A 19,835-nucleotide genomic window follows, 5' to 3' on the forward strand; every position below is an offset into this window, starting at 1 on the left:
TTATTCTTCGGTCAACGCGGAACCGGCGCGGTCGAGCAGCGGCTTGAACAGGTAGTTGAGGAGCGAACGTTCGCCAGTGCGCACGAACATTTCCGCCGGCATGCCGGGTTTGATCACCAGGCCGTTGAGTTTTTCCATGGCCTGATCGCTGACGCTGCTGCGCAACACGTAGTACGGCACGCCGGTTTTCTCGTCGACCATCTGGTCGGCAGAAATCAGGCTGACTTCGCCGGGCACCCGTGGGGTTTTGCTCTGGTTGAACGCGGTGAACAGGATGTCGACCGGCAAGTGCGTGCCGACCTTGTCGATCAGGTTGATCGGCAGGTGCCCTTCGACTTCCAGGCGCGTGCCTTGCGGGACGATTTCCAGCAGAGTTTCGCCCTGACGCACCACAGCGCCTTCGGTGTGCACGCCGAGGTTGACCGCCACGCCGTCGGCGGTGGCGAGGATTTCGCTGTGTTGCAGGTCGAAACCGGCGGAAGTCAGTTGCTCCGACAGGGTGACGCTTTTCAGTTGTGCGTCGGCCAGCTGAGTGCGGACTTCCTTCTGGTATTCCTCGCCGTGCTGTTGCAGTTTCAGCCGGGATTCAAGAATGCCCTGCTCCACCCGGCCGCTTTCACCGGTGTTCTCGGCCAGTTGCTGCTGCACCTGCGACAGCTGACGCTGGTATTCCATCAAGCGGTTACGCGGGATGTAGCCGTTGTCGGCCAGCGGTTGCAGGTTGCTCAACTGCTGTTGCAGCGAATCGGCTTGCGCGTTGAGGTCAGTTCGGGCGCGGCGCATGCCCGCCAACTGCGCGGTGGCGCCCTCGATGCTCGCGCGCAGGGCGGCCTGTTCGCGGGCAAACGCTTCGCGACGGCTGCTGAACAATTGCCGCTGGCCTTCCAGCACCAGCGCCAGGCGCGGATCGGCGTTGTCGCTCAGCTCTGCCGGAAACGTCACTTGCTTGAGGTTGTCACGCTCGGCCTGCCAGCGCGCCAGGCTGGCCCAGGCCATGCGGTATTGCGCCTGAAGTGACTGCACGTCGGCGGCGACCTGAGTCTGGTCGAGTCGGAACAGTGGCTGGCCCTGCTTCACGATTTCGCCTTCACGCACCAGAATCCGGCTGACCACGCCGCTGCTCATCGACTGCACGGCCTTGCGCTTGCCCGACACCACCACGGTGCCCTGCACCGGAATGCCCTGATCCAGCGGCGCCAATGCCGCCCAGGTGAAGAAACTGCCGGCACCGACCAGTGCCAGAATCCAGCCCATGCGGGCGAAAAACCTGGCGTCGCGTTCCGGGCGCTCGGTGATGTAGTCGTGTTCCATCGTCGCTTCGTTTTGCGTGTTCATGCTCGCGCTGCTCATACACCCGAATTCCTTGTCGTCGGCTGATACTGGCGGCTCATGCTGAGTCCGGCCGGTGCTTGCGCAGGTTTTTCATTTTGTTGTGACTGGTTGCCGGGCTGGTTTGCGGACAGTGCCTTGAGCACATCATGGCTCGGGCCGAAGGCCTGCAGACGGCCGTCGTTGAGTACCAGCAGCTTGTCGGCCTGTGCCAGTACCGAAGAACGGTGGGTGACCAGTACCACGGTGGTGCCCTGGGCCTTGAGCTGCACGATCGCGCTGGACAACGCGGCTTCGCCGACGGTGTCGAGGTTGGAATTCGGCTCATCAAGCACTACCAGGCTCGGGTTGCCGTAAAGCGCACGGGCCAGTGCCACACGCTGTTTCTGGCCGCCGGACAAACCGCTGCCGTCCTCGCCCAATTGCGTGTCGTAGCCTTGCGGCATGCGCAGGATCAGTTCGTGCACGCCGGCCTGTTGCGCGGCGGCCACGACCTTTTGCGGATCGGCTTCGCTGAAGCGGGCAATGTTTTCGGCGATGCTGCCGCTGAACAGCTCGATGTCCTGCGGCAGATAGCCGATGTACGGGCCGAGCTGATCGCGGTTCCAACGGTGGATGTCGGCGCCGTCCAGACGCACCGTGCCACCGAGCGCCGGCCATACGCCGACCAGCACACGCGCGAGGGTCGATTTGCCGGAACCGGAGGCACCCAGCACGCCCAATACTTCACCGGCCGCCAGGTTGAAATTGACCATGTGCAGGGTCGCGGCGCGCTGACCCGGTGGACCGGCGCTGACTTGTTCGAAGGTGATCTGGCCTTTCGGCGCCGGCAGCGCCATGGCGTCATCGCTCGGCGGGAAGGCTTGCAGCAGCGCATCGAGGCGGCGGTAAGCCAGCTTCGCCCCGCTCCACTGCTTCCACACGGCAATCAACTGGTCGATCGGGCTCAAGACCCGGCCCATCAGGATGGAGCCGGCGATCATCATCCCGGCGGTCATGTCACCTTTGATCACCAGCAGTGCGCCGAGGCCCAGCACCAGCGATTGCAGGCACAGGCGCAGGGTCTTGCTCAGCGAGCTGATCACCGCGCCGGTATCGCTGGCCTGGTTCTGCAGGCCAAGGAAGCGCGAATGCACCTGGAACCAGCGCTTGCGCAAGGCGCCCAGCATGCCCATGGCTTGAATGGTCTCAGCGTTGTGCAGGTGGCTGGTGGCCAACTGGCTGGATTTCTGCGAGTAACCGGCGGCTTCGCCCAGCGGCTTCTTGGTCATGTATTCGTTCAGGCAAGCCAGCGCGATCAACAGCAGCGCGCCAGCGGTGGCGAGTACGCCGAGCCAGACGTTGAACAGGTAAATCACAAACAGATAAACCGGGAACCACGGCGCATCGAAGAACGCGAACAGCGCAGGCCCGGTAACGAATTGGCGAATGTGGGTCAGGTCGCCCAAGGACTGCCCGGCGTTGCCCTCGCCCTTGAACAGGTTACGTTCGAACGCTGCCTGATAGACCCGCAGGTTGAAGCGGCGCTCCAACTGGCTGCCGATGCGGATCACGATAAAGCTGCGCACCACTTCCAGCAGGCCGATAAACGCGAAGAAACCGACGACCATCAGCGACAGCATCGCCAGGGTGGTTTCGTTCTGCGAAGACAGCACCCGGTCGTAGACCTGGAGCATATAAATGGAGGGCACCAGCATCAGCACGTTTATCAATGCGGTAAAACACCCGACGCTGATCAGAATGCTTTTATAGTCACCCAAGGCCTTGAATAAGGGAGCGGTGGCTGGGGCCTTCGCCATCTTCATTGATTCTTCCTGAAATGATTGAACCCGCCAAATAGAGACGAGCGCTCAATTGTTATTTCGCTTACCTGCGAGAGATGACTTGCAAGTACCCGCTTACATTTTCACAACAACTTTTTCCAAGTCTTATAACTGCCGGGTACTTCTTTATATTCGTTGCGTTATTGCTCGACACGCTTGAGCGTCACGATCAGCCCCGACTTCAAAGTACTGGAATAAAGTCCGTCATGTTGTCGGCTGAAGAACTGGATTCTGGAGCCTTCCTTTCCGGTGATGGACAGACCGTCCGGATCGGGAAACCAGCCGATGGCATTTTCCTGCAGCCAGGCACTCAGGCAGTCGGCGCCGTGGCCAAGTGTCTGGTTTGGCTCAAGGTCGATCTGGCAGGTGTTGGAAGGTTTGTCTTGCAGTACCTGCGCTTCGGGGGCGTCATGGGCGGCGGTCAGCGTCGCCTGCCAATGCCCGGCGAATACCGATGGGTCTTCGAGTCTAAGGCTGCTTGCCATGGTTGTTTCTCCAGAAATCATCATCAGCATCGGCATGAAACAGGCGACTGCCATGCGGGAAAAAGAGTTTCGAATCATAGGAAATTTCACTCCGGCGTGTAGCCTTGCGCACGTAGCGAGACGAAGCAAGCGAAGAAAACGGCGCATCAAGCGCCGCTTTCCCGTGTTACATCACGCCACGATGTCGCTGGTGGCTGCCTGGCCAACGGTGCTGACCTGGAAATCAGCCACGCCGTGCCCGGAGAAGTCCACCGACAGCAGGCTGTTGCCGCCCGAGGACGTCAGAACCGCATCACCCGCCGCACCGGTGAAGGCGCTGACGAAGTGCAGGCCTGCGCCTTTGGTGATGCCGGTCAGGTCAATTTTGTCCAGACCGCTGACGAAATCGAGGATCTGATCGATCGCACCCGGCTTGGAGTCGGAGCTGGCTGCGAACACAAAGGTGTCCGAACCCGCGCCGCCCCACAGCTTGTCGGCACCGCCGGCGCCCCAGATGATGTCGTTGCCGGCACCGCCCTTGAGCTCGTTGGCCGCGCTGTTGCCGATCAACAGGTCGTTGCCCGAACCGCCGATCGCGTTCTCGATGGTGACGCCCTTGGCGATGGACACGTTGCCCACCAGGCCGCCAACGTCGGAGAACGAGGCTTCATTGAGGTTGATCTTCTGGTTCTGGGTGAAACCCGAGAAGTCGAAGGTGTCCTTGCCGCCCGCATCCCACACCGAGAACACCAGCTTGTCGGCCGACGACGAGGCGCTGAGGAAATCGCGACCGGCGTTGGAGTTAAAGCCATAGGTCGTGTCACCGGTACGGGTGGTCAGGTTGGCGCCGTAGAGCTTCTGGATCGCTGCGATGTCATCCATCAGCGGGCCGGAGGAATAGGCTTCCACCCCGCCCTTGCTGAAGTTCTGGCTGGTGTTGCTTTCGCTCCAGTAGCTCATGACGCTGTAGCCGCGGGTGTCTTGCCCGTAGGTCGCGTCATTGTAGGTAGGGTTGCCGTTGCCGGCGTTGTAGTCGCCCGGGTGCGCCAGGCCAAGGGTGTGGCCGATTTCGTGGGTCAGGGTCTGACGGCCGTAGTTGTTCAGATCCGGGTTTTTGTTTTGCGTGTAGCCACTGTTGATCAGGTACCACGACGTGCCGTCGTAACCGGCGCCGGTGCCCGGCAGATAAGCGAACGCTGCAGCGCCATCCTGGCCGCCGCTGTAGTTGCCGAAGGTCATGTGGCCGTCACCGCCCGAGGCTTTCTCGGTGAAGGTCACGTTGGCCACGTCAGCCCAGGATTGCATGGCGAGCTTGGCCTGGGCTTGTTGTTGTGCACTGAACTGACTGAACCCGCTGATCCCGTGCTTGTTCATCGTGCTGGACGATGCAGAGGTCAGGAACGTGTAGGTGAGTTCGATTTTGCCGCTGCCATCCTTGTCCTGGTAGGCAGCGCCGTCGCGCAGCAACTGGGTTGCGGCCTGGTCGACGGAAAAGGAGGGTTTGCCATTGACCGTGAGGTTGCCGCCACGATCGTACTGATGGCTGAAGCTATTGATCTGGTTATACGCCGTGCTGGTCGCTGCCAGAGGTTGCGGCGCCGCGCCCAGCTGGAAAGCCTGTTCGGCGGTATCAATAGCGTTAGCTTTTACTTTCGACATAAACACACTTCCTTGTTTAGCAATGGAACAGTTTTTGTCCGATAGCGACAACCCCTGGCGAGATTGTCCTATCACTCGCCCAATGAAGGCGTAAGAAACCTGACACAATTTGAAATCTGTCGTCTAGCATTTTTTCGAGATCAAATTGAACTGTTCCGGGAAACTCCCGTAAACAAAGCACGTGCCGCCGAAAGAAGTTTGAAAGTGTGGTGAGGCTGCCTAATTGTCTGACGATTTCTTATTTAAATATTAAATATCGGTAAGTTGTTTTTTGTTAGCAGCGTCTCACTTTGCTGCACTTTACCGATGCAATGCCAGTGTATTGATATCAAGTAGATCCAATAGAACATAGTCAGGCGAGGGCTGTGCCGCCCTCGCCTTTTTTCCTTCAGCTGCCGGTCCGAATCTTGTTCCACACCCGAGTCCGAATCCGGTCGATGTTCAGCGGCATCGCTTCCAGTGCGAACAGTTTGCCCATCATTTCCGGGCTCGGATAAACCTTGGTGTCGTTCTTGATCGCCGGGTCGATCAGGCTGTCGGCCTGTTCGTTGCCATTGGCGTAGTGAACGTAATTGCTGATGCCGGCCATCACGTCGGGCTGCAGCAGGTAGTTCATGAACGCGTAGCCGGCCTTCTCGTCCGGTGCGTCGGCAGGCATGGCGACCATGTCGAACCAGATGGCGGCACCTTCCTTGGGAATTTCGTAGCCGATGTCGATGCCGTTCTTCGCCTCTTTGGCGCGGTTTTCCGCTTGCAGGATGTCGCCGGAGAAACCGACAGCCACGCAAATGTCACCGTTGGCCAGGTCGCTGGTGTACTTCGAGGAATGGAAGTAGCTGACATACGGCCGCACTTTCATCAGCAGCGCTTCAGCTTTCTTGTAGTCCTCAGGGTTCTTGCTGTGATGCGGCAACCCCAGGTAGTTGAGCGCTGCCGGCAACAGTTCCGGGCCGTTGTCGAGGATTGCCACACCGCACTTCTGCAGTTGTTCCATGTATTCGGGTTTGAAGATCAGGTCCCAGGAGTCCACCGGCGCGTTGTCCCCCAGCACAGCCTTGACCTTGGCGACGTTGTAGCCAATGCCGGTACTGCCCCACAGGTACGGAAAGCCGTGTTCGTTGCCCGGATCGTTGGTCTGCAGGGCCTTGAGCAACACCGGGTTGAGGTTCTTCCAGTTGGGCAACTGGCTCTTGTCGAGCTTCTTCAGCGCCCCGCCCTCGATCTGCCGCGCCATGAAGTGGTTGGACGGAAACACCACGTCGTAACCGGATTTACCGGTCATCAACTTGCCGTCGAGGGTTTCGTTGCTGTCGTAGACGTCATAGGTGACGCCGATGCCGCTGGCCTTTTCGAAGTTCTTGGCGGTGTCCGGCGCGATGTAGTCGGACCAGTTGTAAACCTTGACCGTATCCGCGGCCTGAGCAAGGGAAACGGCGAGCATCAAAGGAGCGAGCGCGAGGGTCTTTCGGATCATGGATCGATTCCTGTATTGGCTATTGTTGTTGGCAGGCAATCAAAAGGATCAAAACGTCAGAAAATCAGGACATAGGTCTTGCGCACGGTTTCCTGGATGTCCCAGATCCCGAGCGTATTGGCCGGCAACATCAGTGCGTCGCCACCTTGTATGTGCAGGGTTTCGCCGCCGTCGTCCGGGGTGAACGTGCAGCGACCGGAAATGAAATGGCAGAACTCCTGGGCGGTGATCTGCCGCCGCCAGCGCCCGGGTGTGCATTCCCAGACGCCGGTTTCGACGCCGTCGTCGCGCTCGACGCTGGTGGTCGAGGCAATCGCCACCGGCGTGCCGAGCGGCACGGCCACCGGGTTTGAATCTTCCAGTTGCAACGTGGCGGTGTTCTTGAATTGGGTGATGCTCATGGCGTTACCTGTCTGGTAGTAAACAACGTTCAGTGCATGAAACCTTCCATGAACCCGGCCACCTGGCTGGCAAGCTTGCGCCGCCAGGGCGCAGTCGCTGGGTTGGCCAGGGTCTGGTCTTCGTGGACGAAGCTTTTGATGATCGCGTTGTAGCCGAGCCAGCGGCACGGTTCCGGCTCCCATGCCCGCAGCGCGTGGATCCCGCCGTCGGGCAGCACCCACGGCTGATGCGTCAGCTCGGTGTCGCGCTCGAGAATCAGATCCGCAAGCGTGCGCCCGCCCAGATTGGAAGCGCCGACACCCTCCCCGCCATAGCCGCCGGACAGCGCGATGCCGTTGGCCCGGTCACACAGCATGTGCGGTTTGAAATGCCGGGACATGCCGAGGTTGCCGCCCCAGGCGTGGGTGATCTGTACGTTTTTCAGTTGCGGAAACAGCTCGCCGAACAGGTAGCGCCGCAGTTCGACTTCATCGCGGGTCAGGTCGAAGTTATGCCGCAGTTGGCCGGCGAACTGATAACCGCCGCGGGCGCCGAAGATCAGTCGGTTGTCGGCGCTACGCTGGCCATAAGTAACCTGACGGCTGAATTCGCTGAAGGCTTGGCCCCGGTTGAGGCCGATTGCGTCCCAGGTCGCGGCGGACAACGGTTCGGTGGCTACGATCAGGCTTTGCACCGGTAATTGATAACGACCCAACGGTGGCAGCGTGACGGAGTAGCCTTCGATTGCCGGGACGATCCAGCGGCTGCGCACGCTGGCGTTGTCGGTGCGCAGGCTGCCGGCCTGCCAATGGGTCACCGGGCTGTTTTCGTAGATTTTCACTCCCAGGCGTTCGACGGTTCGCGCCAGGCCGCGTACCAGTTTCGCCGGGTGAATGGTCGCCACATGCGGGGCGAAGATGGCGCCGTAAGGTTTAGCGATGCGCAGCTGCTGCACCAGTTGTTCGGGGCTGAGCCAGCGGTAATCGTCGTCGGTCAGGCCCTGAGCGTGGAGTTTTTTCAGGTATTCGCGAAGATTGGCTTCCTGCTCTGGATAGCGCGCGGCGCAATACAGCACTCCGCCCTTACGGTAGTCGCAGTCGATGCCTTCGCGCTCGAGGACGACTTCTACTTCATCGGGAATGCTGTGCAACAGGTCGAACGAAGCGCGGCGTTGTTGCGGTGACAGGCCCGCCAGCAAACGATCCTCGCCCAGCAGATTGCCCATCAACCAGCCGCCGTTGCGACCGGACGCGCCGAACCCGGCGGTTTGCGCTTCGATGATGGCAATGTTCAGGCTCGGAGCCTGTTGTTTCAGGTAGTACGCGGTCCACAGTCCGGTGTAACCGGCGCCGATGATCGCCACGTCGACATCCAGGTCCTGCGCAAGCGACGGGCGCGCGGTCAGCGGCTCGTCGAGTTGGTCCATCCACAAACTGATAGTGCGCCACGCCGGCATGCAAGACTCCGCCAATCCAGGTTTCGATGGCGTCGATCCTAGTGGCTGGACTCAGGGATTGTCTTGCGCGCGTGTCCGCAAAGAAATTTGCTTCGCATAAGCTTTCGGCGATTGCCCGGTGTGCTGGCGAAAGCAGCTATAGAAAGCCGACAGTGAATTGAACCCGGCGGCGAAGGCCAGCTCATCGATGCGCAGCGGCGGCGTAGCCTTGTCCAGCGACTGCAATAGATGTTGCAGACGCGCCTGATTGACGTAGCGGTAGAAGCTTTGCCCCAGCACTTGGTTCAGCAGGTACGAAATCTGATTGCGGCTGTATCCGCACTCCTTCGCCACCCGTTGCAGGTCGAGCTCCGGATCGAGATACGGTTGCTGGCGCTGGAAATACTGCTGCAAGTCATCGGCCATGAAGCTCAACTGGCGCGGCGACAGGCCCAGGCGACTCACCGCCGGACGCTGGCGGGTTGTCGTCGGACTTTCAGCCTGTTCGCGCACCAGCGATGCATATTCGTTGACCCGCCAGATCCGCCCGTCCTTGACCGTGATCGCTTCACTGGAGCGAAACGACACCAGCCCGTTACCACCGCGCAACGTCACTTCGTATTGAATGAATGCGGTGTTGCCGTCGATGCGGATGCGGTCGCAATGCTCCAGCGCTTCGTCGGATTCGCGTGGCATGCTGACTCGGACGTACTCGCGCAGTTCGTCGAGTCCGAGCACGCGGTTCTGGAAAAAATCGTTGTACTGGATGTCCGGGTGATACAGCGCCATCACGCCATCCAGGTCCCGGTGTTTCCAGCACAGGTGATAGCGCATGACCGTTTCGGCCGTGGCCCTGGTCTGTTCCGGGCCGTCATCATCGGCGTGCATAAGGACTCTTGGAAAAAGAACCGAGCTTGCCCAACTTCCGGCGCTGCTTCAACAACCGGTGGTGATGGCATTTTGGCGACGATTGGGTTGTATCGTGACTTACATCAAAAGAATCCTCGCAATCGCTAAATGAACTGAAAATTCTCACAGGAATTTCACATTCAGATGCTACTTTTAAAGGCAGTCACCGGTTGAGCCAATGAAGGCTCTTCCCACCTAACATGAGCAAACGGAAGCGCTCGATGAAGAAGGCGGGCAACACATGAACAAAGGGTCAAGCAAAGTCACGTTTCCCAATGCCTGCCAGCTCATGCGCTGGCATTTTCATCCCATGGGTTTCGAGGCCACTATGGATGCGCCGGGCAGTCTGGTCGCTCGCCTGTTCGATCGGGCCAGTGGCGAAACCCTGATCGCGATCGCCGGCATTCCCTGTGCCACGGTGATGAATGCGGCGGATGTGGAGCGAATAATCGAAGCCGTCGAGGACGAATTGGAGGCTTTCACTCCTCCAGAATCTCTCAAGAGTTATGCGTAACTATTTGATTTAAAACAAAAAGCCCGCCGTGTGTGGGCTTTTTCATGGGCGCTGGATTCAGGCCGTTTTCTTTTCAGGCCGATGATCGACGAAGAACGGTTTACCTTTGGCGACCCGGTCCGAGGCCCGAGGCATGTTGACCGCCTGAGTGTCCTGCGGCTCGACATACCAGTAGCAATGGCTGACTGCGCGGGTGATGCCAACATAGGCCAGGCGCAGGATTTCGTCTTTCTGCGCGCTGTCGTACGGCTCGCTGTCGCCGGCCTTGCCCAGTCCGGCCATGCGGTACACCTGATTCTTGTACGGTGAACTGGTCAAGTGCTGGCAATCGCCCAGCAGAAAAACCGCGTCGGCCTGCAGACCTTTGGCGCTGTGATAGGTCAGTTGTTTCAGTCGACGGGACTCGTACGGCAAGCTCGAATCCACATTAACTACAGACTGAATATGCTGCTCAATCAATAACTTATCGCTGCTTTTTCGATAGAGCATCAGGATTGAATCGCCCTTTCGATAGTGTTCCGCCAGGCGCTGGCCGAGTGCCTGATCGTCGCGCTCCAGCACGTTGACTGGCTGCAACGGCCTCTCCTCGCCGCTGGCCTTGGCCTTCTTGCCCGGGATCGCCGGCGCTGCCCGGACGATGTGTTCTGCCGCGTCGATGATGTGCTGATGGCTGCGATAGTTGTCGCTGAGCATCACCCGCGTCGTGCTCGGCGACGGGAATTCCTTGTTGAACTCCATGAAGTAACTCGGCGAGCTGCCGCGCCAACCGTAGATCGATTGCCAGTCATCGCCCACGCAAAGCAGCGACGATCGCTGCGCACCTCGTCCGACGTGCATGGCAGGGCCACGACTGCGGATTTCCGAGAGGCTCGCGCGGATCCACGAGACGATCTGCGGTGAAACGTCCTGAAACTCATCAATCATCAGGTGCGACATCGGCCGCAGCAGCTCATCACTGAGCAGCTTGAAGTTTTCCGGCGAATGCTCGCTGAACAGCGCGAACATCCGGTTGTAGGTCATCACCGGCGGCTTCTGATCCAGCAAGTGATCTTCCAGCGCTCGCCAGAACAGGCTTAAAGCTTCGAAGAAAAACCGGTCCGGATCGTCCTTGGCGAAACTCATGCGGCCAACGGCGTCCGGCACATCCAGGCCCAGGTTCTCGATAAAGCCTGCAGCAGCGACAAAACAATCGAGCAACGGCGCGGAAGCGAGCTCACCCTTTACCTTGTAGTCGAAGCCCGGACCGGCGCTGACATCACCCGCCAGCGTGGCCAATAAACGCTTTGACGACTCGTAACTATCTAGCCAAATCAATGGCTTACGACAGAAAGCTTGAAACAGGGTGCGCTTGACTGCCCACTCTGCACGCACTGTCAGCTTGGCGTTGGGACGGCAGACCTGCGGGTTTTCCCGAGGGTCGAAGCCCAATACCACCCACGCGTCCAGGCTCGGAATGTAGCCGTGGCAATGGAAGGACGCTCCGTTGATTTCGAAAGTCTGGCGGCTCGGTTCGATGCCCTTGATCGGCCAGGCGCCGGCGCGGAGCCACATGTCCTCGATCATGTCGCACAGCTCTTCATCGCGGCGAGCCGCCAGTTCCGTTACAGCGACGCGCTTTTGCACGTCCGGGTGATCGCGTTCCAGCTCCTTGAGCTGCAAGGCATGCCGGGACAGCGGCTGGATCAGTTGCGCAAAGCGCGGATCTGCTTTGTAGAGACGGTGGTAACAGGCGTTGAGCTGTTGGCGTTGTGCGTCGTTGATGCGGAGATCGAACGGATTGCTGTCGACGTCTTCATCCCCGCCAGGCGCGCGGTGGCTGAGGTTTTCGAATGCCTGCAAGCGCTCGAATCCGGGCAGACTGCGAACCATCGGCAAGATCCGCGAGTGGAAGGTGCGCACCAGATCCCGCGCGTCTTTCTGACTGAGTGAACGACCCCACAATGCGAACAGTTCGATCAGTTTGCTGATGAAATCCTTGCGCGACTCGCGGGTGAAGGTCACCACGGTCATCGAATCCAGCTCAAATCCCAGGTAGTGAGTCAGCAGCAGGATCCGCAGCACCAGCGTGGTCGACTTGCCGGCTCCGGCGCCGGCAATCACCGAGGTTGACGGGGTATCGCTGAAAATCATCTTCCATTGCGCAACGCTCGGCTGTGCATGGGCCGGTAACAGGCGCGCGACGTCGGCTTTCATGCGCTTCTTCAGCTCTGCGCTGAGCGGCAGGCGCCAGTCGTCGAACAGGTGTTTGTCGATACCGGGTGGCCGATGCTCGGTATTGCGACTGTCGCGGATCAACAAGACCTGGCGGCCCTCTTCCAGCCCGTCAGCCTTGCCTTCCTTGTACCCGTAATCCACGCCGGCGGTATGCCCGCTGCGAAAACCGTCAGCCTGGCCGTGCAGCCACGAGGCACGGTGCTGAGCACGCAGCCGCGTCAGACCGTGGCCAAGGAAACGCGCCGCCAGGCGTTTGAACCAGGGCATCTCGGCCAGGGGACGAAGTTCGGGAGGAAGATCGGGGGTGTGTTGCGCCACGCTGACGGACTCCGGATGTGAGGCTGTTGAGGGCTATGGTGTCTGCATTTGCTTTTTTGTTCTAGCGAAATGCTTACAGGTCATTGGTTTAGGCGATCAATTGAAGGTGAGATGAGACGGTTTCGAGCTTTTTAAATATCAACTGATTCGATTGGAATGCCGCACTTTTTACGCTTTTTCTCGATGATTGACTGATAGATGATGGCTGCCATCAATCACCGGTCTCGCTTCGTGGCTCAGGCATCACGCCCCATGACGAACCTTTTGAGGAGACGATCATGCTTGAACTCAGACCTTTCAGCTCGCTGGGCGGCGCCCATCACGGCTGGTTGGATGCCCATCACCATTTTTCGTTCGCCGAGTACTACGATCCGCAACGCATGAGCTGGGGCAATCTGCGCGTATGGAACGACGACATCATTGCCGCCGGCACGGGCTTCCCTACTCACCCGCACCGCGACATGGAAATCATCACTTACGTGCGTGAAGGTGCGATCACCCACCAGGACAACCTGGGCAACAAGGGCCGCACCGAGGCTGGCGACGTGCAGGTGATGAGCGCCGGCACCGGGATCGCCCACAGCGAATACAACCTGGAAGCAACGGACACCAGGATTTTCCAGATCTGGATTCTGCCGACCGAAACCGGCGCACCGCCGTCATGGGGCGCCAAACCGTTCCCGAAAGGCGACCGCGAAGGTTTCGTGACTCTCGCCAGCGGCAAGGACGGTGACGATCAAAGCCTGCGCATCCGCGCCGACGCGCGTTTGGTGGCGGCCAATATCAAGGCCGGGGAAACCGCTGAATATCGCCTCGATGCCGGACGTCGTGCGTATCTGGTTCCGGCTAAGGGTGTCATTGAAGTCAACGGCTTGCGCGCACAAGCTCGAGACGGTGTGGCGGTGGCCGATGAACAGGTGTTGACCGTCACGGCGCTGGAAGACAGCGAGATCGTATTGGTGGATCTGGCCTGAACGGCGAATCACGGGCACAAAAAAGGGCGACCTCAGGGTCGCCCTTTTCCATGGTCTGGCTTTAATTAGTGCTGATCGCACCGTCTACCAGAGTTTGCGCTTCAGCCACCAGTTGCTTGAGGTGGTCGTCGCCGATGAAGCTTTCGGCGTAGATCTTGTAGATGTCTTCGGTGCCCGACGGACGCGCAGCGAACCAGCCGTTTTCGGTCATCACTTTCAGACCGCCAATGGCCTGATCGTTGCCTGGAGCCTTGCTGAGAATGCTCTGGATCTTCTCACCTGCCAGCTCGGTCGAGGTGACCTGTTCCGGCGACAGTTTGCTCAGCAGGGCTTTCTGCTCCGGGTTGGCCTTGGCGTCGACACGCACGGAGAACGGCTCGCCCAGTTCGTCGGTCAATGCACGGTAGGCCTGGCTTGGGTCGCGGCCGGTACGGGCAGTCATTTCAGCGGCCAACAGGGCTGGGATCAGACCGTCCTTGTCGGTGCTCCATACACCGCCGTCCTTGCGCAGGAACGAGGCGCCGGCGCTTTCTTCGCCGCCAAAACCCAGCGAGCCGTCGAACAGGCCATCGGCGAACCATTTGAAGCCGACCGGCACTTCGTACAGACGACGGCCCAGACGCTTGGTCACGCGATCGATCAGACCGCTGCTGACCACGGTTTTACCCACGGCTGCGTCGGCACGCCATTGCGGACGGTTCTGGAACAGGTAGTCAATCGACACCGCCAGGTAGTTGTTCGGTGCCAACAAGCCGCCGGACGGTGTGACGATGCCGTGACGGTCGTGATCCGGGTCGCAGGCGAAGGCCACGTCAAAGCGCTCCTTCAGACCGATCAGGCCTTGCATGGCATGGCTGGACGATGGGTCCATGCGGATCTGCCCGTCCCAGTCGACGGTCATGAAACGGAACGTCGAATCGACTTCCTTGTTCACCACGTCCAGGTCCAGACGATAGTGCTCGGCAATCGCCGACCAGTAGCGCACCCCTGCTCCGCCCAGCGGATCGACGCCCAGGCGCAGTTTGGCGCCGCGAATGGCATCGAAGTCGATGACGTTGATCAGGTCGGCGACGTAGGTGTTGACGTAGTCGTGACGGTGGGTGGTGCCGGCCTTGAGCGCTTGCTCGTAGCTGATGCGTTTGACGCCGGCCAGTTTGTTGGCCAGCAGTTCGTTGGCCTTGGCTTCGATCCACTTGGTGATGTGGGTGTCGGCCGGGCCACCGTTGGTTGGGTTGTACTTGTAACCGCCGCTCTGAGGCGGGTTGTGCGACGGCGTGATGACGATGCCGTCGGCAAGACCCGTGGTGCGACCCCGGTTGTAGCAAAGAATGGCGTGAGAAACGGCCGGAGTCGGGGTGTATTCGTCGCCTTCGGCGATCATCACGGTCACGCCATTGGCCGCCAGTACTTCCAGGGCGCTGGCCCCGGCCGGAGTCGACAGCGCATGCGTGTCGATACCGACAAACAGCGGGCCGGTGATGCCCTGGGCTTCGCGGTACAGGCAGATCGCCTGGCTGATGGCCAGCACGTGCCACTCGTTGAAACTCAAATCAAAGGAACTGCCCCGGTGCCCTGAGGTGCCGAACGCCACACGCTGGGTGGAAACCGAGGCGTCGGGTTGACCGGTGTAATACGCCGTAACCAGTCGCGGGATGTCGACCAACAATTCTGCCGGTGCCGGTTTGCCCGCAAAAGGACTGAGTGTCATGCAAAACCTCTGAAATAGAGTGGTTCAGGAAATTACAACGGAGTTTACTGGCAGTTGCTCCGGAGCGCGATGGGGTCTATTGCGTACAAGCCGGGTGTTTTCGCGCATCTGTCCGCGGGGCCAGTCGCAACGCATCCCCAAGCAGTCCGACAAGTCTTAACAACTCGTGTTCCATGCTGCTTGTCACGCTTAGACGCAAGTGCTGTGCATGCAGGCCCTGAAGACTGAACAACTCCCCCGGCGCGATCAGTACATGCTGTCTGAGCAGCCGTTGAAACACTGAATCCATCGCGACCGGATGCGCTGAATGCAGCCAGATCGTCGCGCCGCCCTGGGGCTCGACGAGCTGCAGAACGTCGCCCAGGCGCTCTCTTATCAGCTCGACCCATCGGGTCCGACGCTCCCTGAGTATGCGCCTGAGTATCGGCAAGTGCTGTTCGACCCGCCCGCTCCCATAGAGTCGGGCAATGGCCTTCTGACGGATCGGTGACAGACGAAACGAACGCAACAGGAAGTGACGCTGCAAATCGGCGCGCCATTGTCGCGACAGGACAAACCCGTAGGGCGCTTCAACCCCGATGATTTTTTCGAACATGGAAAAGACCAGCAGCCGGTCGGGATCCACCAGTTCGCGCAGTGGCTCACCGTCATCTTTGTCCAGCAACTCGCCATGACAATCATTCTCCAGAACCCAGGTGCCATGATTCGCGAGCAACTGCGCGACGGCCTGGCGACTGTCCTGAGGTATACGGCTCCCGTGGGGCATGTTCAATTTCGAGGACAGCAGGATCAGCCGTACCCGCTCGGTTTCGAGCAGCCTCTGCAGTGTCTGCAGATCGAGCGCCCCGTCTGGTTGAATCGGGAGTTCGATGACCCGGACTTCGGCAGACTCAAGCAAGCGCAGGATCATCCAGTCACACGGCGACTCGACGACTACGGTTGCGTGGCGCAATTGGAGCACTGCGATCAGGATCTCCAGCACTCCTCTCAGATCGGCACCGATGTAGACATCCTCGGCGTGCCAGCAATGCTTCGCCGATGAGGTGTAGCGAGCCGCCAGCAATGTGCGCAGTTCCAGCTCTCCGCAAGGCTGGGCAGGCGCTTGCAAGTGCTGGGGATACTGGCGCAACAGTTCTCGCTCAATCGTCAGCAAGGGGCGATCCAGGGGCTGGACCAAGGCCGGTTCATCGGCACTCAGTACGTGCATGCCGGCGCATCTGGCGTTGACGTAGACCGTTTCCAGCAAATCACTGCCGCGACCGGGCGGCATGATCGTGGATGTCGCCTGCGCAAAGTAACCGGATTTGGCCACGGAATAGACCCGGCCTTCTTTCTCCAACAGTGCGTAGGCGTACTGAATGGTCGAGATCGATACGTTCAAACGCTCGGCCAGTTGCCTTAACGATGGCAGTCGAACAGGTCCCTGATTGCCCGGTTCGCTGATCAGTTGCGTCAGGTAGCGATACACCGCCTGATAGGCAAAATCGGACGCTTGCGACTCACTCATGACCAGATGCCCGCAGACACATCCGCGTGACGGAGCAGCAAATTCGCACTCAACCTTCCGCCGATCGGTCACTCGCAGTGACCTCGTGCTCGGGCAGCTCATGCGTCTTGGCGTGATCGCCCATCCGGACTGCATCCATTGCATACAACCGGCAGATCAGGCGCAAAGGCATGCCGCTGACATCGGTCATCCATTGCAAGACCTGCTCTGGCGCGTGCAGGCCTTGCATGGCACGGTGCAGATCCGGCATGGCGACCAGCATGCCGGGATGGCAGGTTCGCAGGAAGCGTTCAAGGCCGGCGCCGGCATTGATGAACGGCGCGAACAACAGGCAAACCAGCTGCGGCTCGTTGAGGCCGAAATTCTTTTGCAACGCCGCCGCTGCCAGCGCCCGCTGTCCGACGGGATCGGACAGATTGCAGAATGTGGCAATGAAACGTTCGCAAATCTGTTCGGGTGTGTTCCTGCGGCGCATCGCCGCCAGGTATTGCTGCAGATAGTCCGATACACCGGCTTCGTAGTCGCGCCCTTCGATATAACTGGCTTGCAACCCCTTCAGGTAGGCGCCCACCAAGGGGTCGGTGCATTCACCGGTGCGGGCTTCAAGCATCAGGTCATCGGCCTGAAACCCGAGGAAATCGCTGAGCAAGGGCCAGCGTTCCTCCATTTTGCCGACGACCATATCGTCGATGCCGATATAGCCGGTTCGACGACAGGCTTCGAATTCGCCAAGCGGCCGCCAGGGTACCCGATCATCCTGGGAATAGACTTCGCGAAAGCAATCGCCACCGACGCTATCGAGCAATCCGAACAATTCATCGAACCCACCTCCCTTTCGCGCCAGTCCGCCAAGGCCGGCCTTGCGCACTGCGCGGTCCAGACCGTCGATAAATTGCTCCTGACGGCGCGCGTTGTCGCTACTGATCAAGGCGTCGACACCGTTATTCCAGCGGGCGACCTGACCGTAGAATTCGGCAGTGGTCAGAAACAGGTCGTCCCAGAGTGTCAGATCTTCATCCCATCCACGGCGATGCCCTATCATCAGCAGGTTGAGTCTGCCGGCCTCGCGCCCCTCGTCGCAGACAGGTGCCAGATGGTTGAACGGCAGGATCTCGCGATGATCCACCATCAAAAGCTCGACCCTTGGATCGTCGTGCAGGAACAGCGCGCTGAAGCTGCGATGCATGTTGTGCAATGCCGAAGCCGGTACGCCATTGCAACGCAGCGTCGCGACCCTCAACTGGAATGTGGCAGGTGCTCGGCCGGCAATGCTCAGTTGCGCTGCACGTAACAAGGCCAGGCTGTAGCAACAGTCGCGTGTGCCGGATTGAGTCACCAATACCTTGAATTCACCGATACGCTCCATGCCCCCGGCAGCAACCGCAATGCGCTGGATCAATAGCTGCAATGCCGTTCGTTCGGCACGGGAAAAGAAACTCAGCAGTCTCTGCAATACTTGCTGGTAGACATAATTCATTGCCTGATCATGGATCGTGCTCATCAGTACTTCACCCGGTATCAAAGGTTTTATATCACGCACCCACGCGGGGCGAGCGCGCAATCACGCTTCATTAATTAATAGACGCTGAAATGCTAACACTTAAGTTTTTGTAGTTATTTGAAACAGTTATGCGCGTGGCATTTAGTCATCATGACCAATGCGAGCTCAGGCCCCGTCATTGCAGGGCTCTCGGTAAGCTTTAGTTTTCCTAGGAAACTTCTTACAAGACCCTGCACATAATGAGCACAAGAAATAAAGAAGGGATTACATGGATCCCCTACAAACTTTAAACAGAAGTTTGAAGTGCGATGATAAACAGCTGATCGATACTGCACGGGACAAATAGAATGCACAGACATAGCTCATTCCTTGAGATGAAAGTAGTCATTCAATTATCAGGGTCTGGAGGGCAATTAGAAGATACAGATCAAGAGCAAAAACCAGTTCAGTTGCTGAACGTCCCCAGGTGTCTGACCCAGGGGTTCTTGATGTCTGAAGGATAAAACGCACAAGAGTCCGTGGGGCCACGGACTCTGATTGGAAAGGTCAGGCAGTTTCGATTTGCAGGGCAACCCGCTCGCGGCACGGACATTCATCCATGTAGCGGTGAGCTTCGACAAACTCGTTGAACGGGAAAACCCGGGTCTTGAGCGGAAGCAGTACACGGTCAGCGGTGAGTTGGTTGATATCACGCAAGGCACGCTGCAAGGCGACGTGATCCTGGATGATGCCCAGCTCCGGCTTGCCGGTGAAGTTGCCGATGCAGTGCACGAAGAACTGAATGTTCTTCTGGAACGCCGCACAGGCCGGGAACGGCGTCTGGTTGCCACCCTGCAAGCCGTACAGCACCAGGCTGCCACGGGGTGCCAATACATCACCGAGCAGCGACATCTGTGGCCCGCCGAGACCATCGAACACCACATCGACGCCGCGGTTGTCGGTGATCTTGTTGATTCGCATCAACAGGTCTTCTTCTTCGGTGACGATTACTTTTTCGGCACCGAGAGACAGCAGATACTCACGTTCCTCCGCCGTTTTGGTGGCAGCAATCACCCGCACACCCAGCGCCTTGCCCAACTGGACAAAGGATGGACCGGCACAGTGGCTGGCGTCGGTCACCAGGGCGAACTGCCCGGGTTTGACCCGTGCCAGATCAACGTAACCAAAATAGGCAATCAACAACGGCGTGTAATGCACGCTGGCTTCAACCGGGCTGAGCACGTCCGGATACCGGGTCAGCGCGGTGCGCGGCAGAACGATCAGTTCGCCGTAGACCGGGTAATCGTTGGGGCTCTCGGCCGGGAAGCTGGCCACCTTGTCGCCCACCGTCAGATCTTCGACACCGTCGCCGATCGCTGTGACCACGCCGGCCATTTCATGACCGAGGCCCGAAGGCAGACGCGCCTGGGACGACGCCAGATTCTGACGCCAGAGCGTGTCATACCAGCTGATGCCGATCGCCTCGACACGCACCTGCACTTCGCCAGGACCTGGCTGAGCAGCCGCATGCTCTTCGCATTTGAGCACCTCGGCCGGACCAAACTTGTGAAAACGGATCGTGCGGGACATCGCAAACCTCGTCAAAGTAACCTCTAATGCCATGAACTCTATCTGGGCTTTCCAGC

The 19,835-nt window shown here is 59.2% G+C and carries 15 protein-coding genes; 2 read left to right on the forward strand and 13 right to left on the reverse strand.

Annotated features, from left to right (window positions below; translation table 11 throughout):
* From AC07Y2_RS12480 to AC07Y2_RS12515, 8 genes are all read right to left on the reverse strand, one after another.
* Nucleotides 1-1,350, reverse strand: coding sequence for an HlyD family type I secretion periplasmic adaptor subunit (locus AC07Y2_RS12480; protein WP_039768319.1), 1,350 nt, complete (start codon nt 1,348-1,350; stop codon nt 1-3).
* Nucleotides 1,347-3,134: a type I secretion system permease/ATPase gene (locus AC07Y2_RS12485; RefSeq protein ID WP_039768317.1), complete on the reverse strand. Its 1,788-nt coding sequence runs from the start codon at nt 3,132-3,134 to the stop codon at nt 1,347-1,349. Before AC07Y2_RS12485 ends, AC07Y2_RS12480 begins: the two co-directional genes overlap by 4 nt.
* Before the next feature lie 158 nt (nt 3,135-3,292).
* On the reverse strand, nt 3,293-3,715 hold the full coding sequence (locus AC07Y2_RS12490; RefSeq protein WP_158248857.1) for an AprI/Inh family metalloprotease inhibitor: 423 nt from the start codon (nt 3,713-3,715) through the stop codon (nt 3,293-3,295).
* A 93-nt stretch (nt 3,716-3,808) separates the two neighbouring features.
* Nucleotides 3,809-5,275 carry a serralysin family metalloprotease gene (locus AC07Y2_RS12495; protein ID WP_085667063.1) on the reverse strand — a complete coding sequence of 489 codons (1,467 nt, stop codon included), beginning with the start codon at nt 5,273-5,275 and terminating at the stop codon, nt 3,809-3,811.
* A 388-nt stretch (nt 5,276-5,663) separates the two neighbouring features.
* Entirely contained in the window at nt 5,664-6,749 is a 1,086-nt protein-coding gene (locus AC07Y2_RS12500; RefSeq protein ID WP_103386096.1) for a polyamine ABC transporter substrate-binding protein, read from the reverse strand.
* Nucleotides 6,750-6,805: 56 nt separating this feature from the next.
* The gene (locus AC07Y2_RS12505) at nt 6,806-7,150 is read right to left on the reverse strand and encodes a cupin domain-containing protein (RefSeq protein ID WP_039768313.1); all 345 of its coding nucleotides are present in this window, start codon (nt 7,148-7,150) and stop codon (nt 6,806-6,808) included.
* Nucleotides 7,151-7,179: 29 nt separating this feature from the next.
* Entirely contained in the window at nt 7,180-8,586 is a 1,407-nt protein-coding gene (locus AC07Y2_RS12510; RefSeq protein WP_103386097.1) for an NAD(P)/FAD-dependent oxidoreductase, read from the reverse strand.
* Nucleotides 8,587-8,637: 51 nt separating this feature from the next.
* A complete protein-coding gene (locus AC07Y2_RS12515; protein WP_039768311.1) occupies nt 8,638-9,453 on the reverse strand; it encodes a helix-turn-helix domain-containing protein in 816 nt (271 codons plus the stop codon).
* 262 nt (nt 9,454-9,715) lie between these two features.
* On the opposite strand from AC07Y2_RS12515, the gene AC07Y2_RS12520 reads away from it, so the two are divergent.
* The gene (locus AC07Y2_RS12520; RefSeq protein ID WP_039768310.1) at nt 9,716-9,988 is read left to right on the forward strand and encodes a DUF1652 domain-containing protein; all 273 of its coding nucleotides are present in this window, start codon (nt 9,716-9,718) and stop codon (nt 9,986-9,988) included.
* Nucleotides 9,989-10,045: 57 nt separating this feature from the next.
* On the opposite strand, the gene AC07Y2_RS12525 is transcribed toward AC07Y2_RS12520, so the two are convergent.
* The gene (locus AC07Y2_RS12525; protein WP_074690643.1) at nt 10,046-12,520 is read right to left on the reverse strand and encodes a UvrD-helicase domain-containing protein; all 2,475 of its coding nucleotides are present in this window, start codon (nt 12,518-12,520) and stop codon (nt 10,046-10,048) included.
* Nucleotides 12,521-12,798: 278 nt separating this feature from the next.
* Between AC07Y2_RS12525 and AC07Y2_RS12530 the strand changes: the two genes are divergently transcribed.
* Nucleotides 12,799-13,494 carry a pirin family protein gene (locus AC07Y2_RS12530; RefSeq protein ID WP_074690644.1) on the forward strand — a complete coding sequence of 232 codons (696 nt, stop codon included), beginning with the start codon at nt 12,799-12,801 and terminating at the stop codon, nt 13,492-13,494.
* 61 nt (nt 13,495-13,555) lie between these two features.
* On the opposite strand, the gene pgm is transcribed toward AC07Y2_RS12530, so the two are convergent.
* The 4 genes from pgm to AC07Y2_RS12550 form a co-directional block, all read right to left on the reverse strand.
* The gene (gene pgm, locus AC07Y2_RS12535) at nt 13,556-15,202 is read right to left on the reverse strand and encodes a phosphoglucomutase (alpha-D-glucose-1,6-bisphosphate-dependent) (RefSeq protein ID WP_074690645.1); all 1,647 of its coding nucleotides are present in this window, start codon (nt 15,200-15,202) and stop codon (nt 13,556-13,558) included.
* Nucleotides 15,203-15,278: 76 nt separating this feature from the next.
* Nucleotides 15,279-16,709, reverse strand: coding sequence for an aminotransferase-like domain-containing protein (locus tag AC07Y2_RS12540; RefSeq protein ID WP_103386098.1), 1,431 nt, complete (start codon nt 16,707-16,709; stop codon nt 15,279-15,281).
* Between the two features lie 49 nt (nt 16,710-16,758).
* Entirely contained in the window at nt 16,759-18,210 is a 1,452-nt protein-coding gene (locus tag AC07Y2_RS12545; RefSeq protein ID WP_039768300.1) for a hypothetical protein, read from the reverse strand.
* A gap of 546 nt (nt 18,211-18,756) precedes the next feature.
* Nucleotides 18,757-19,779 carry a zinc-dependent alcohol dehydrogenase family protein gene (locus AC07Y2_RS12550; protein WP_103386099.1) on the reverse strand — a complete coding sequence of 341 codons (1,023 nt, stop codon included), beginning with the start codon at nt 19,777-19,779 and terminating at the stop codon, nt 18,757-18,759.
* Between the last annotated feature and the right edge of the window lie 56 nt (nt 19,780-19,835).

It is taken from the genome of Pseudomonas sp. GW456-12-1-14-TSB6 (genome assembly GCF_059424205.1).

What these genes read in the sequence shown, in the direction of transcription:
- AC07Y2_RS12480 (WP_039768319.1), bottom strand. Translation starts at nt 1,350, where the DNA reads ATGAGCAGCGCGAGCATGAACACGCAAAACGAAGCGACGATGGAACAC.
- AC07Y2_RS12485 (WP_039768317.1), bottom strand. Translation starts at nt 3,134, where the DNA reads ATGAAGATGGCGAAGGCCCCAGCCACCGCTCCCTTATTCAAGGCCTTG.
- AC07Y2_RS12490 (WP_158248857.1), bottom strand. Translation starts at nt 3,715, where the DNA reads ATGATTCGAAACTCTTTTTCCCGCATGGCAGTCGCCTGTTTCATGCCG.
- AC07Y2_RS12495 (WP_085667063.1), bottom strand. Translation starts at nt 5,275, where the DNA reads ATGTCGAAAGTAAAAGCTAACGCTATTGATACCGCCGAACAGGCTTTC.
- AC07Y2_RS12500 (WP_103386096.1), bottom strand. Translation starts at nt 6,749, where the DNA reads ATGATCCGAAAGACCCTCGCGCTCGCTCCTTTGATGCTCGCCGTTTCC.
- AC07Y2_RS12505 (WP_039768313.1), bottom strand. Translation starts at nt 7,150, where the DNA reads ATGAGCATCACCCAATTCAAGAACACCGCCACGTTGCAACTGGAAGAT.
- AC07Y2_RS12510 (WP_103386097.1), bottom strand. Translation starts at nt 8,586, where the DNA reads ATGCCGGCGTGGCGCACTATCAGTTTGTGGATGGACCAACTCGACGAG.
- AC07Y2_RS12515 (WP_039768311.1), bottom strand. Translation starts at nt 9,453, where the DNA reads ATGCACGCCGATGATGACGGCCCGGAACAGACCAGGGCCACGGCCGAA.
- AC07Y2_RS12520 (WP_039768310.1), top strand. Translation starts at nt 9,716, where the DNA reads ATGAACAAAGGGTCAAGCAAAGTCACGTTTCCCAATGCCTGCCAGCTC.
- AC07Y2_RS12530 (WP_074690644.1), top strand. Translation starts at nt 12,799, where the DNA reads ATGCTTGAACTCAGACCTTTCAGCTCGCTGGGCGGCGCCCATCACGGC.
- pgm (WP_074690645.1), bottom strand. Translation starts at nt 15,202, where the DNA reads ATGACACTCAGTCCTTTTGCGGGCAAACCGGCACCGGCAGAATTGTTG.
- AC07Y2_RS12540 (WP_103386098.1), bottom strand. Translation starts at nt 16,709, where the DNA reads ATGAGTGAGTCGCAAGCGTCCGATTTTGCCTATCAGGCGGTGTATCGC.
- AC07Y2_RS12545 (WP_039768300.1), bottom strand. Translation starts at nt 18,210, where the DNA reads ATGAGCACGATCCATGATCAGGCAATGAATTATGTCTACCAGCAAGTA.
- AC07Y2_RS12550 (WP_103386099.1), bottom strand. Translation starts at nt 19,779, where the DNA reads ATGTCCCGCACGATCCGTTTTCACAAGTTTGGTCCGGCCGAGGTGCTC.